Below are 13,376 nucleotides of genomic sequence, written 5' to 3' on the forward strand. Positions count from 1 at the left end.
TACCTACTCATGACGAAAACGACGAAACAAAAGAAACAGACCCCCCAGCCCTCCCCCAAAAAACTCCGCGTCGGCATCCTCTTCGGTGGCCGCTCCGGCGAGCACGAGGTCTCCCTCCTCTCCGCCGCCTCCATCCTCAACTCCATCGATCAGGGAAAATACGAAGTAATCCCCGTAGGAATCACCAAACAAGGCCAGTGGCTCACCTCCACCGCCGCCCAGCACCTCCTCGCCGGCAACACAAAACCCGCGTCAATCCAGAAAAAACGCGCCGCCACTAACTCCATCGAACTCCGTGCCAGCGCCAATCTCGCTCAACAGAACGGCTCCTTCGCCCAATCCCTCGACGTCATCTTCCCCGTCCTCCACGGCACATTCGGCGAAGACGGCACCATCCAGGGCCTCTTCGAACTAGCCGACATCGCCTACGTAGGCTCCGGCGTCCTCGGCTCCGCCACCGGCATGGACAAGTCCGTCATGAAGCAGCTCTTCGCCGCCGCCGGCCTGCCCCAAACCCCGCACGTCAACCTCCTGCGTAGCGAGTGGAAGGCCGACGCCAAACGCTGCATCAAGCGCATCGAAAAAAAGCTCGACTACCCTGTCTTCGTAAAACCCGCGAATCTAGGCTCTTCCGTAGGCATCAGCAAAGTCCACGACCGCACCGAGCTGGCCCCCGCGATGGACCTCGCCGCCAGCTACGACCGCAAGCTCATCATCGAGCAGGGAGTCGGCGGCCCCGGAGCAAAGCCCCGCGAACTCGAAGTAGCCGTCCTCGGCAACGACTCCCCCGAAGCCTCCGTCGTCGGCGAAATCGTACCCGGCGCAGAGTTCTACGACTATAACGCCAAGTACCACTCCGACGCCTCCATCCCCATCATCCCTGCCAAGCTCTCCAAGTCCGAGTCAAAACAGATCCGCGAGATGGCCATCGCCGCCTTCCGCGCCTGTGACTGCGCCGGCCTCGCCCGCGTCGACTTCCTCATGGAACCGGCCGTCGTAAACAAGAAGGGCAGGGAATCAAAGCCCGCCCGCATCTACCTCAACGAAATCAACACCATGCCCGGCTTCACCAGCATCAGCATGTACCCCAAGCTATGGGAGGCCACCGGTCTTCCCTACAGACAACTCATCGACCGCCTCATCGCCCTCGCCGCCGATCACCATCAGGAAAAGCAACAGACCACCTTCACTCGCGTCTAACTAGAGTCAAAACAAACAGCACCCGCGATGCAAAGAGACGCAGAGAAAGGAGGAGACATGGAAACCATCGGCAAGCCCGTCACATCTCCACGCCGCCCACCGACGTACGCCATCGCCTCCTCCCTTCTCCACTTGCTCCTCGTCGCCGCGTTCTTTCATCAGAGCGCCTCCTGGGTTGCCCCCATCCGTCTCCCCGGCAGCCCCCACGGAACCAACCTCCTGCTGACCTACTCCCCCGGCAAAGCCCCGCTGCAAACCTCCGCCACGAACCCCAAAACCCAGCCCAGACAGGCCCAATCCGCCACTCCGCTGCCAACTCCACCCACGCAAAAGCCGAAAGAAACCACCGCCTCTCCCAACACCAGCTCCCCAGCCTCCGCCCAGCCAGACTCAGCCGCAGGCGCCGACTCGCTAGGCTCCGGCAACATCAACATCGCCCTGGTCAGCTACTTTCCGACACCCAAGCCCGACCTCTCCGTCCTTCCCCGCGGCACCAAAGGCGACGTCATCCTCGATATCGTCATCGACACCACAGGCAAGATCGCCGACATCAAGATGACCAGCGGCCTCGGTCACGGCATAGACGAAAACGTCATCGCAACCGTCCAGCAGTGGACCTTCCATCCCGCCACCAAAGACGGCCAGCCCGTAGCCAGCGAACAAGAACTTCACTTCCACTACGAAAAAGCCTAGCTGCTCTCGCTGCCAAGCAACGCGCTGCCCGGTACATTCACCTTACCAAGACCGGTACACAAGTCACGAAGTGACCGCCCACCGCGCAGGCGCCCCGTCCGGCAGGACATCGCATCTCAAACCACCTGGCTGTACCTATAACCTCCAGCCGTCATCGCGGCCAGCAACTCCTCTACCTGCTCTCGCCCACGAGTCTCCATCGTAATATCGATCGTCGTATCGCCCAGGTTCACGCCGTAATACGCTCGGTTATACAGCGTATCCACGATGTTCGCGCGATACTTCGCGATCAACAGCGTCAGCTCCGCCAGCGCCCCCGGCTTATCCAGCAGATGAATCCGCAGTCGGATCATCCTTCCATCCTGCACCAGGCCGCGTTCGATGATTCTGCTCAGCAACGTCACATCGATATTTCCGCCGCACACCATCACCGCGGTATGAGCCCCATTCAACGTCGTCTTCTTCTGCAACAATGCCGCCAGCGCCGCAGCTCCAGCGCCCTCGGCCAGAGTCTTTTCCCGCTCGAGCAGAACAAGAATCGCCGAAGCAATCTCATCTTCGTCAACAGTCACGATCTCATCGACATACCGCTCGACAACGGGAAACGTGGCGTCTCCTACACGCCGTACCGCGATACCATCAGCAATTGTGGTCGAGGCCTCCAGAGTCACCGGATGACCCGCCGCGCGCGCCGCCACCATCGAAGGCAATCTGGACGTCTGCACCCCGATCACGCGAATCTCAGCCCGCGAAGCCTGATGGCAAGCCTCCTTGATCGCGCAGGCGATCCCGCCGATCAGGCCGCCGCCGCCGATCGGCACCACCACCGCCTCCAGTTGAGGCACCTGCTCCAGCAACTCCAGCCCAATCGTGCCCTGCCCCGCCATCACCACCGCATCGTCGAACGGATGAATAAACGTCATCCCCTCCGCCTCGCAAAGCCGCGTAGCCTCCTCGCAAGCCTCGTCGTAGTTGGCCCCATGCAGCACCACCTCCGCCCCAAATCCACGCGTCGCCGTCACCTTCACCAGCGGCGTCGCCAGCGGCATCACAATCAGCGCACGAATCCCCCGCTTCGTCGCATGGTAGGCAACGCCCTGCGCATGGTTTCCCGCGCTCGCAGCGACCACCCCCCGCGCAGCCTGCTCCGGCGTCAGCAGCGCAATCCGGTTCAGCGCCCCGCGCTCTTTGAACGAGCCCGTCATCTGCAGGTTTTCCAGCTTCAGATACACCTGCTGCCCAGTCAGCGCAGACAGCATCTGCGAGTGCGGGCACGGCGAGTAGTAGATCGCCTCACGCACCCGCTCCCGCGCCGCGGCTACATCGGCAAGGCTGATACTGAGTTGGCTTATCGAATCCTTCACAGGCATTATGATCTCTCTTCAAACTCGCAAAACATCAATCCTCTAGCGTAAAAATCGAATCATCGCCGCTGACGAAACCTATTCGCCAGCGCAAACTCATCCCGCAACTCCGGCGTCCGCAGATTCTCCCGAACATGCTGCAATCGCTGTTCAAACGCCAGCAGCGTATCGGCGACCGGCCCCGAGTTGGTCATCGCGACATCCCGCCACATACTGTACGGGCTGGCTCCCAACCGCGTCGTCTCCCTCAGCGCACGTCCTCCGATCGCCGCAATCTCCGGAGCATCGCCAAACCTTTCTTCCAGCAGTGCTGACAACGCAGTCGAGAGCATCTGCGGCAGATGACTCACCCACGCGCACATCTCGTCGTGCCGCATCGCATCCATGTCCAGCATCCGCGACCCGAAGCAGCCAATCCATCCACGCCACTCCCTCTCCATCGCCGTCGTCTCGGGCGTGATCGGCGTGAACAACCACATCGCGCCATCAAAAAGTCCAGCCTCCGCCAGCAGAGCCCCTCCGGACTCTTTGCCCGCCATCGGATGTCCAGGAAGAAAAACGGCGGTTGTATCTCCCGCAAATAACTCCCGCGCCAGCTCCACAATCTCGAGCTTCGTGCTCCCAACATCGGTCACCAGCTGCCCCGAACGCAGCACCGGCGCCAACTGTTGCATCCAGTCTTTGATCGCAAGCACCGGCACCGCCAGCACAATCACATCCGCCAGCCTGGCCAGCTCCAGAGCGTTCTCGCGGCTCGCCGCCCTGCCATCGATCGCGCCCATCTGCACCGCGGAAGCCATTTCGAGTTGACTGTTATCCCATCCGTCGATGCGCCCCCCAAAGCCAGCCGCACGCAGCGCCAAGCCCGTCGAAGCGCCAATCAATCCCGTCCCAATGATGAAAACCCGCTCCATTATGCCCGAAACCTCGCCTTACGCCATTGTCCTGTTCACCACTGGAGCCAGCAACTTCAGCTGTGCCATCAGCTTCTGTAACTGTTCCGGATACAAGCTCTGCGCCCCATCGCTCATCGCCTTATCGGGGTTCGGATGCATCTCCATCAGCAGTCCATCTGCCCCAGCCGCCACACTCGCCAGAGCCATCGGCGGCACCAGGTCGCGAATCCCAACGCCATGCGATGGATCGCCCAGCACAGGCAGGTGCGTAAGCTTCTTCAGCACCGGAATTGCCGAGATATCCATCGTATTCCGCGTATAAGTCTCATACGTCCTGATCCCCCGCTCACACAGCATCAGGTTATAGTTGCCGCCGGACAGAATGTACTCCGCGCTCAGCAGCACCTCTTCAATCGTCGCCGAGATCCCGCGCTTCATCAGCACCGGCTTCCGCACATGCCCCAGCTCGCGCAGCAGATTGAAGTTCTGCATATTCCGCGCCCCCACCTGAAAGCAGTCGATATACGGCAGCATCAGCTCAATCTGCGAGATCTCCATCACCTCTGTGATCACCAGCAACCCGGTCTCATCTGAGACGTCACGCAGCAGCTTCAACCCATCCAGCCCCATGCCCTGAAAGCTATACGGTGAGCTCCTCGGCTTAAACGCGCCCCCCCGCAAAAACTTCGCACCTGCAGCGGCAACCTGTTTCGCGCTGGTCAGAATCTGCTCCCGAGACTCCACCGAGCACGGCCCCGCCATCACGACCACTTCTTTTCCGCCCACCACCACACCGTTTGGAAACGTAACCGTCGTTCCCTCCGGCCGGAAGCTCCTGCCCGCCAGCTTGTACGGCGACGAGATGCGATAAGCGTCATAAACGCCGGCCAGCACCTTGAACTCGGCGACCTCGAAGTGTTCCGGAGTCCCCACACCCGCCAGAATCGTCTGTACCGCGCCTGTCGTCCGGTGAACGTTGAAGCCAAGCTCCACCATCCGTTCAATCACCTGCTGGATATTCTCTTCCGTCGCCTGGTCATGCATCGCAACTATCATCGTCTTCGCTTCACTCTCTTTTACGTAACAAAATTAGCTACAAATAGATCCGCCCAATTGCAACTTCCGGCTCCCGCGCGTGCCAGTTAAAGATCTCTTCGCTGCAGCGTCCGCATCACGTCGATGATCCGCTCATACACGTGGAGCAACTCAGCGTCCGCCAGCGGTCCCGGATTTGCCTTGCGGACACGGTCGAAGACCTCCTGCTCCCGCCGCGGCTCATAGACCGGCAGGTTCGCAGTCTTTTTGAGTTCTCCAATCGCGCGTGCAGCCTCTGCCCGCTGGTTGATGAGTCGAACAATCTCGACATCCAACTCGTCGATCTTCTGTCTCCAGTCGGAGATATCCATCCACTCGCCTCGCGGTGCAGCGGAGCAGGCCTGAACGCAGCTCGCTGCAAAGTATTTTGTACCAACAATGATAAACGTCCCATCGCGCCATTTTGCTTGGCCAGCTCAGCGGCCCTCATGCTCTCAACCCCGCAATGAACTGTCCAACCGCAGTCGCGGCATCGGTAGGCTGAGTCTTCTCGATCAAAGCCACAATAGCGCTCCCGATAATGGCCGCATCGGCAAACTCCCCCACCGCCTTCACGTGCTCAGCGTTCGAGATCCCGAACCCTACGGCGATCGGCAGCTTCGTAAACTGCCGCAGCCGCGTCACCAGCTCCGAAGCATCACCGGCCACCTTCTGCTGCGTCCCGGTTATTCCCACCCGCGAGATCGCGTACACAAACCCCTGCGACACTCCCGCAATCGCCTTCAACCGGGCATCAGGACTAGTTGGCGCCGCCAGAAAGATCGGTGCCAGCCCGTGGGCCTTCATCGCCTCCAGATACTCCCCCGCCTCTTCGACGATCATGTCCGTCAGCAACACTCCATCCGCACCAGCCTCCGCCGCACGCGCGCAAAACGTCTCCATCCCCATCCGCATCACAGGATTCAAATAAGAAAACAAGACCAACCCAGCCGAAGGCCGAACGGCGCGCAACTCCTTTGCCAGCTCCAGCACGTCGGTCAACCTTACCCCTCGCGCCACGGCCCGCTCACTGGCTCGCTGAATCACCGGCCCGTCCGCTAGCGGATCACTGAAAGGCACACCCAACTCAATCACATCCGCGCCATTATCGATCGCAGCCAGCGCAATATCCCGAGTAGTCGTCAAATCAGGATCGCCCGCCGTCAAATAAGCAACAATCCCCGGCTTCTTCCTAAACTCAATCGCCACAAACCCTCCAAATCAAATCACTTGCCCTTGTCTCTATCCGCGTTCCTCTGCGAAGATCCGCGGTCGCGCCTCAAGCTCCCTTCAAATCAAGCTCCCGCGCCAGAATCCCCATATCCTTATCGCCACGCCCCGACAAATTCACCATCAACACATCCGTCTTCGTCATCGACGGAGCCAGTCGAATCGCCTCCGCAACCGCATGTGCACTCTCAAGTGCAGGCAGAATCCCCTCCGTCCGCGACAGCGTCACCGTAGCCTTCAACGCCGCCTCATCCGAGCACGAGACATAGCTCGCCCGCCCGGAATCATGCAGCATCGCATGCTCTGGCCCCACGCTCGCATAGTCCAGCCCGGCAGATACCGAGTGCGTACTGCTCACCTGGCCGGCATCATTTTGTAACACATACGAGTACGTACCCTGCAGCACCCCGGGCAAGCCACCGCCAACCTTTTGAAACCGCGCCGCATGCTCTCCCAGTGCCGTCCCACGGCCGCCAGCCTCAACGCCGATCAGCTGCACATCCGCATCCGACAGAAACTCATAGAACGCGCCAATAGCATTCGAGCCGCCACCCACGCAGGCAACGATCGCCGTTGGCAGCTTTCCCTCCTGCTCCAGCATCTGCGCCCGCGCCTCCCGGCTGATCACGCGATGAAAGTCCCGAACCATCGTCGGATAAGGATGCGCCCCCAGCGCGCTGCCGAGAATGTAATAAGTCGTCCGCACATTCGTCACCCAATCCCGCATCGCCTCGTTGATCGCATCCTTCAACGTAGCCGACCCCGCCGAAACACCGCGCACCTCCGCCCCCAGTAGCCGCATCCGGTAGACATTCAACTCCTGCCGCCGCATGTCCTCCTCGCCCATATAGACGACGCACTCCAGACCCAGCAGCGCACAAACCGTCGCCGTCGCCACCCCATGCTGCCCAGCGCCCGTCTCCGCAATAATTCGTTGCTTCCCCATCCTCCGCGCCAGCAGCCCCTGGCCCAGTGCGTTATTGATCTTGTGCGCGCCGGTATGCAGCAGATCTTCGCGCTTCAAATAGATCTTCGCCCCGCCCAGCTGCCCGGTCAGCCTCTTCGCAAAGTAGAGCGGAGTAGGCCGCCCGCAGTAGTGGTGCAGCAGATCATCCAACTCAGCTTGAAACGCCGCATCCCTTTGAGCCAATGCATACGCCTCTTCCAACTCCTCAAGCGCAGCCATCAGCGTCTCCGGCACATACCTTCCGCCATACGCGCCAAACCGCCCTGCCACCGCCGCACCTATCGTAGTCCCTGAACTCGCTGTCCCTGCACTCATCGGCCTCTCCTCGAATCTCGCCCTGCACAAAACAAAAGCCGCGACTTGGAAGGTCGCGGCTCGTAGGAATCTCGAATCAACTGAAGTTACAGATATCTCTCAGATGAACCTACTCCGCCGAGGCCGCTATTGTGCGCCAATAGCGGAGAATAAACGAAATTCGGCTGGACTGAAAAATCATCTTGGTATCAACCATACATCCTGCACCGCCGCTCTGCAACCCGAGGGGCCGAGTGTTCCCGCTGCATTCAGTAAAACTGCTAATCGACCGGGGACTGCTTCTTCCCCCAGTTAAATCGCCGGCCCACAATCGCCTTCACGATCAGGTGATCGGTAGCAGCTGTAGGTCCGATCCCCACGCCGAAGTTGATCTCCCACTTCGGAGAGACGTTCAAATCCGTCACCGCAAAGATCTGCTGTTGTTGCCCGTGGAGCGACTCGAACGACCCGATGCGTCCATAGTCTGCGTAGTATTCGAGTCCTCCGCTGATTACCCTCGTAAAGTCATAACTAACTTTGGCTGCCGGGGAAAATCCCAGCCCCAGCGCAACATCCGGTCCGTGGAAGGTCCTCTCCAACGCAGGATTCACTGCGAAGTACCATCGCCCCACCGACTTGTCGATGATCGGCCGTATCTCCCACGTCCACGTATCCGGCGAATACACGGCCCTCTGATAACCGATCTCTGTTGACAAGCTGACTCCCACCGGCCAGTGCCACGAGTCGGGAACCCTCACCCGAGGTCGAATATGATCGCCGACCCATTGCACCCCATGGCCATCCTGAGTACTCGTAAAGACGTAGAATCCTACCTCGGACCACGTGGTCAGTCCTTCCGTAAGCTCCAGCGTCTCGTGCTCCTGATGATTCGTTGGATACACCCCGTCAACCGTCCGTATCTGACCGTCCGGCGTAAAGTTCGTATGCAGCTCCACCATCAAATTCTTCGGCGGAACCGTATCGGCCCCATACACCTGAATCTCATAGTTGCCTTGGGCACGTGCGACCTCCGTCGAGCATGCAGCCATAGCAAGACCCAGCGACAGAACCGCGATCTTGCCTCGACATGTTAAGAAGAAATTCAGGATCATCTCCGAGTCACACATAGCGAAAGAGCATCATGAATCCATCGTCCATGTGGTTCTGTTGATGGCAATGGAACAGCGTAAGCCCCGGGTGGTTCGCTGTAAACTCAACATCGACCTCGGAGCCCGCTCCAACCAGAACAACGTCTTTTAAAATGCCGCGCGTCTCAGCCTGATCTCCAACCCGGATCAGTTCGAACGTATGCCGATGCAGATGAACCGGGTGATCCTCCGTACTCTTGTTCTTGAACAGCAGCCGATAGCGCTGACCCCGCGTTAGCGCCACCGTCTCGGTATCGGGGAAGGACTTGCCGTTGATCGTAAAGCGATCCATCGCACCATGCCCCTCAAACTTGGACTCGAACACCAGCGGAATCTCAACAGCATCTTTCTCCGATGCCGCTCCCGCCACGCCAAATTGCGAATAGTCCCACACCAGGTTGTTCGGCTGCTCCCACCGCGGCTTCCCTCCCGCTCCGGCATACTCTACGACAACTCCCATTCCCGCGCCCATCACGTGTTTGCGTACCTCTCCCATCACCCACACACCGGGATTATTCATCTCAACCACTGCGCACACACGTTCGGCAGGCGCTAGCCGCAACATCGCCACTGTTCGTGGCTGCGGAACCGTGTTTCCATCAAGCGCAATCACGCGAAACGAGTGCCCCGCAAACGCGATCCAATGGGGCTCCGTAGCGCTGCTGTTGAGCACATGCAGAAGCACTCGCTCCCCTTGTTTCACTCGCAGCGGTTCGCCGAAGCCAAGTTTTCTTCCGTTGATCGTCGAAATATCGTAGGCAGGATTCATCGACCCATCATCGCTGGCCAGCAGACTCCCGCTCCAGTCATGCAGCGCCAGAAAGATCTCCTGGTCATAACGAGCAGGGTTGTCCCTTGGCTCTATCATCAGGAAACCGTGCTGCCCGGTGTACTGTCCCTTCTTCAGGTCTCGTCCGGCAAACGTATGCGTGTGATACCAGCGAAATCCCGAGGGGCTGGGTGTAAAGGTGTATCGCGTGCTTCCACCCGGCGCGATGTGGGGCGTGCCTTCTTCCATCGCGCCATCCACCTCTGGCGGCAGAAATAATCCATGCCAATGCACAATCTCATCGCTGTTCGTATGATTCGTAACATCGATCGTTACCGGCTGGCCTTCCTTCAAATGCAACAAGGCACCAGGCACCTGTTGGTTGTAGGCAACCGTTTTGACAAAGTGGCCAGACGCAACCTCCAGCGAATAAGCCGCAATATTGATCCTGGCATCGGCTTCGCCAAGCGCCTCAACGCTATCTGGCATCGCAGCCGCGACAGCTGCCATTCCTGACATTCGTAAAACGTCTCGCCGGCTGACCACGTCTCATTTTAACAGGAAGCAAGTTAACAGGAAGCAAGCTTCAGCAAATCCGCCCAAACTCTTGCAGCACGATCAAATCTTCTGCACCCTCTGCACATCCCGAACTCCAGGCACCTTGCGCAGATTTTGCACCAGCTTATTCAAATGCCGCACATCCACCGTCTCTACCACAAAGTCCACCATCACCTGGCCATCCGACATCGGCTTCGTATCCACGCTGCGAATATTGGTCCCATCATCAGAGATGATCGCCGTAAACTCCTTCAGCATCCCAGCCCGATCATCACACAGCACCGTCAGTTTCACCGGGTAAGTCTGCGCCTTATTCGTTCCCGGCTCCGTCGGCGACGGCGACCACTCCACCTGAATCCTTCTATCCGACTCATACAACAAATTCTGCACATTCGGACAGCTTCTCGCATGTACCGCCACGCCCTTGCCCCGCGTCACATACCCCACAATCTCCTCACCGCGAATTGGGTTGCAACAACGAGCTCGATATACCAGCAGATCGTCCTGCCCCTCCACCTGCAGCGAGTCTGAACCCTTCCCGAAGAAGACTCGCTTCACCGCCTCCGACATCTGACCAATCGCGTTGCCGACCCCACCCTCCGGCGCCTGGGGCTCCGCCGACATCGTCGAACCCGGCTCCAGCTTATTCAGAACCTGCCGCGCCGAGAACTTCCCAAACCCAACACCCGCCAGCAACTCTGCCTGCGTCCCCAGCCCATACTCGCTGGCGACCTTGTCATAGTCAGCTTCATGAAACTTGCCCAGCGCCAGTTTGTACTTCCTCGCCTCTCGGTCCAGCAGCTTCTTGCCGATCTCGATCGCGCGCTCCCGCTGATGTTCATTCAGCCAGTGCTTAATCTTGTTCCGCGCCCGCGAGCTCTTCGTAAAGCTAAGCCAGTCGCGGCTCGGCGCATGTCCAGCCTGCGTCGAGATCTCGACGATATCGCCATTGCGCAACTTCGTCCTCAGCGGCACTATCCGTCCATTCACCTTCGCGCCCACCGTCGTATTCCCCACCTCGGTGTGAATCGCATAAGCAAAATCAATCGGGCTCGCATCCTTCGGCAGCACTACCACCTTGCCCTTCGGCGTAAAGGTGTAAACCTCCTCCGGATACAAATCGATCTTCAGCGTCGACATGAACTCATTGGGATCAGTCATCTCCCGCTGCCATTCCATCAACTGCCGCACCCACGCCAGCCTCTGTTCGTCCTTCGCGCTTACGTTGTCCGAGGCCTTGTACTTCCAGTGCGCCGCGATCCCCTCCTCCGCAACGCGATGCATATCCTCCGTCCGAATCTGCACCTCGAACTGATGCTCCCCCTCCGCGATCAGCGTCGTATGCAGCGACTGATAAAGATTCGGCCGAGGCATCGCAATAAAATCCTTGATCCGCCCCGGCACCGGACGCCAGATCGAGTGCAACAACCCAAGCAGCGCATAACAATCTTGCACCGAGTTACAGATCACGCGAATCGCCAGCAGATCGTAGACCTGATCCACCGGAATCTTCTGATCCACCAGCTTCTGCTGAATCGAATAAAGCCGCTTGATCCGCGACTCCACCCGCCCCTGAATCTTAAACTCCTTCAGCTTCGCCTCAAGCTGCTTCACAATCTTCTGCAGAAACTCTTCGCCCGCCCCACGCAGCGCATCCACCTCAGTCGACACCTGCTCATACGCATAAGGATCGGTATACCGAAACGCCAGATCCTCCAGCTCCCCGCGCAGCTTGCCCATGCCCAGCCGGTGCGCCAGCGGAGCGTAGATATCCAGCGTCTCCCGCGCAATCTTCTGCTGCTTCTCCGGCTTCAAGTGCTCCAGCGTCCGCATATTATGTAACCGATCCGCGAGCTTAATAATCACCACCCGAACATCGGTCACCATCGCCAGCAGCATCTTGCGAATATTCTCCGCCTGGTGATCCTCGCGATTTGCGAACTTGATCTTCTCCAGCTTCGTCACACCCTCGACGATGTGCGCTACCTGATCCCCAAACCGCTTCGCAATCTCCACCGACGTGACATCGGTATCCTCGACCGCATCATGCAGCAGCCCCGCCGCAATCGCAGTCGAATCCATCTTCAACTCGGCCAGCACCTGCGCCACCTCCAGAGGATGGATGATGTAAGGCTCGCCGCTGGCCCGCTTCTGTCCCTCATGCTGCTGCAGGCAGAACGCCCACGCCCCGCGAATAATCTCCAGATCGTCCGCCGGCCGGTTCTCATGCACCGTCTCCAGCAGCCGCTGAAACTTCGCATCCACCGCATGGATATCCTTCGCCGAACTCCCCGCCAAATGGCTCGCCGACGACTCCTCCACACCGGCAATCAACAGCGCCGAGCCATCAGACGCCGCAGTCTTCTTCTTCTTTCCACGAGGGGTCGTCTCCAAGGCCACCGATGGTTCCGCGACAGGAAGAGCTGCCTCCAGCTCGATCCCCGTGTCGGTATCTTTCACATCCGGTTGACTCTTCGGTTCGTCGTGCGGCTTCGGCTGCGGGCCAGCCTGCGTAGAGGCTGGAGGAGCGATTGCCATAGTTCATTATAGGCCGAGCGGTCAACCCTTCGCAGCCATAACGAAACAAGGCTATTGCGGGAACAAACAAGGCTATTGCGGGAACAATAGACCAGCGAAAAATTGCGGATCAGCTCATCCCATCGATAGGTTACTTCAGGATCTGAAATCAATTCCAGTAATGCGCATCTTCAAAAGCGTGTGTTGACAGCACACAACGGACCGAATGCAAAATTGAAGCCGTGTCACATCTATGATCGTGCGAGTCCAGCTAAACTAGACCATCTTTTGTGAAATGATGAACTTCGGGGACAAACGGATGCGCACGCGCGAACTTTCAATTGAAAGACGATGAGGCAAGCTGGTATTAAATCCGAGACAAGAGAACTCGCCGAACAGCTTGTAGCCTTTGAAGCTCGTTCCCAAAGTGTCTCCGCAGCAGACCAGCTTGCGACGTGCCGCGTCTGTGAGAAGCTGCGTCGCCCTCTTGTTATGTTAACGGGAACCGCAGGGTTCAGCTCTCTTCTCTCACGCGCTTTGACTTTGGCCAAGCGAGAGGCCCCTGCACTCAGCCCGGTACAGGTCAAACCGGATGGATCTATGGAGGGCTTGGAGGGCGCGGCCGCTGAGGCGCACGCCATCCTTGTCGGCTACCTGCTTAGCCTT

The 13,376-nt window shown here is 58.9% G+C and carries 11 protein-coding genes; 2 read left to right on the forward strand and 9 right to left on the reverse strand.

Translation table 11 applies throughout. The annotated features are described in order from the left end of the window. Positions 1-9 precede the first annotated feature (9 nt). Both HDF08_RS20670 and HDF08_RS20675 read left to right on the forward strand, forming a co-directional pair. Complete coding sequence (locus HDF08_RS20670; protein WP_179640531.1) at positions 10-1,200, forward strand: D-alanine--D-alanine ligase; 1,191 nt, start codon at positions 10-12, stop codon at positions 1,198-1,200. 57 nt (positions 1,201-1,257) lie between these two features. Further along, complete coding sequence (locus tag HDF08_RS20675; RefSeq protein WP_179640532.1) at positions 1,258-1,893, forward strand: energy transducer TonB; 636 nt, start codon at positions 1,258-1,260, stop codon at positions 1,891-1,893. A 116-nt stretch (positions 1,894-2,009) separates the two neighbouring features. Here the strand turns inward: HDF08_RS20675 and HDF08_RS20680 are convergent, their stop codons facing one another. From HDF08_RS20680 to HDF08_RS20720, 9 genes are all read right to left on the reverse strand, one after another. Beyond that, complete coding sequence (locus tag HDF08_RS20680) at positions 2,010-3,263, reverse strand: threonine ammonia-lyase (protein ID WP_179640533.1); 1,254 nt, start codon at positions 3,261-3,263, stop codon at positions 2,010-2,012. A 53-nt stretch (positions 3,264-3,316) separates the two neighbouring features. Further along, positions 3,317-4,171: a prephenate dehydrogenase gene (locus HDF08_RS20685; protein ID WP_218884880.1), complete on the reverse strand. Its 855-nt coding sequence runs from the start codon at positions 4,169-4,171 to the stop codon at positions 3,317-3,319. An 18-nt stretch (positions 4,172-4,189) separates the two neighbouring features. After that, positions 4,190-5,209, reverse strand: coding sequence for a 3-deoxy-7-phosphoheptulonate synthase (aroF, locus tag HDF08_RS20690; RefSeq protein WP_179640534.1), 1,020 nt, complete (start codon positions 5,207-5,209; stop codon positions 4,190-4,192). Positions 5,210-5,295: 86 nt separating this feature from the next. After that, complete coding sequence (locus tag HDF08_RS20695; protein ID WP_179640535.1) at positions 5,296-5,559, reverse strand: chorismate mutase; 264 nt, start codon at positions 5,557-5,559, stop codon at positions 5,296-5,298. Between the two features lie 115 nt (positions 5,560-5,674). Next, on the reverse strand, positions 5,675-6,436 hold the full coding sequence (gene trpA / locus HDF08_RS20700; protein ID WP_179640536.1) for a tryptophan synthase subunit alpha: 762 nt from the start codon (positions 6,434-6,436) through the stop codon (positions 5,675-5,677). Positions 6,437-6,506: 70 nt separating this feature from the next. After that, complete coding sequence (gene trpB / locus HDF08_RS20705; protein ID WP_179640537.1) at positions 6,507-7,739, reverse strand: tryptophan synthase subunit beta; 1,233 nt, start codon at positions 7,737-7,739, stop codon at positions 6,507-6,509. Positions 7,740-7,999: 260 nt separating this feature from the next. Beyond that, the gene (locus HDF08_RS20710; protein WP_179640538.1) at positions 8,000-8,767 is read right to left on the reverse strand and encodes a hypothetical protein; all 768 of its coding nucleotides are present in this window, start codon (positions 8,765-8,767) and stop codon (positions 8,000-8,002) included. A 70-nt stretch (positions 8,768-8,837) separates the two neighbouring features. After that, positions 8,838-10,145 (reverse strand): multicopper oxidase family protein, encoded by a 1,308-nt coding sequence (locus tag HDF08_RS20715; RefSeq protein WP_257031309.1) that lies wholly within the window; start codon positions 10,143-10,145, stop codon positions 8,838-8,840. 108 nt (positions 10,146-10,253) lie between these two features. After that, the gene (locus tag HDF08_RS20720; RefSeq protein WP_179640540.1) at positions 10,254-12,731 is read right to left on the reverse strand and encodes a RelA/SpoT family protein; all 2,478 of its coding nucleotides are present in this window, start codon (positions 12,729-12,731) and stop codon (positions 10,254-10,256) included. Positions 12,732-13,376: the final 645 nt, after the last annotated feature.

The sequence above is a fragment of the Tunturiibacter empetritectus genome, from assembly GCF_013410875.1.
Taxonomy (GTDB): Bacteria; Acidobacteriota; Terriglobia; order Terriglobales; family Acidobacteriaceae; genus Edaphobacter; species Edaphobacter empetritectus.

Excerpts from the sequence above, each read along its gene's own strand:
- HDF08_RS20670 (WP_179640531.1), top strand. The coding sequence starts at position 10 with ATGACGAAAACGACGAAACAAAAGAAACAGACCCCCCAGCCCTCCCCC.
- HDF08_RS20675 (WP_179640532.1), top strand. The coding sequence starts at position 1,258 with ATGGAAACCATCGGCAAGCCCGTCACATCTCCACGCCGCCCACCGACG.
- HDF08_RS20680 (WP_179640533.1), bottom strand. The coding sequence starts at position 3,263 with ATGCCTGTGAAGGATTCGATAAGCCAACTCAGTATCAGCCTTGCCGAT.
- HDF08_RS20685 (WP_218884880.1), bottom strand. The coding sequence starts at position 4,171 with ATGGAGCGGGTTTTCATCATTGGGACGGGATTGATTGGCGCTTCGACG.
- aroF (WP_179640534.1), bottom strand. The coding sequence starts at position 5,209 with ATGATAGTTGCGATGCATGACCAGGCGACGGAAGAGAATATCCAGCAG.
- HDF08_RS20695 (WP_179640535.1), bottom strand. The coding sequence starts at position 5,559 with ATGGATATCTCCGACTGGAGACAGAAGATCGACGAGTTGGATGTCGAG.
- trpB (WP_179640537.1), bottom strand. The coding sequence starts at position 7,739 with ATGAGTGCAGGGACAGCGAGTTCAGGGACTACGATAGGTGCGGCGGTG.
- HDF08_RS20710 (WP_179640538.1), bottom strand. The coding sequence starts at position 8,767 with ATGGCTGCATGCTCGACGGAGGTCGCACGTGCCCAAGGCAACTATGAG.
- HDF08_RS20715 (WP_257031309.1), bottom strand. The coding sequence starts at position 10,145 with ATGGCAGCTGTCGCGGCTGCGATGCCAGATAGCGTTGAGGCGCTTGGC.
- HDF08_RS20720 (WP_179640540.1), bottom strand. The coding sequence starts at position 12,731 with ATGGCAATCGCTCCTCCAGCCTCTACGCAGGCTGGCCCGCAGCCGAAG.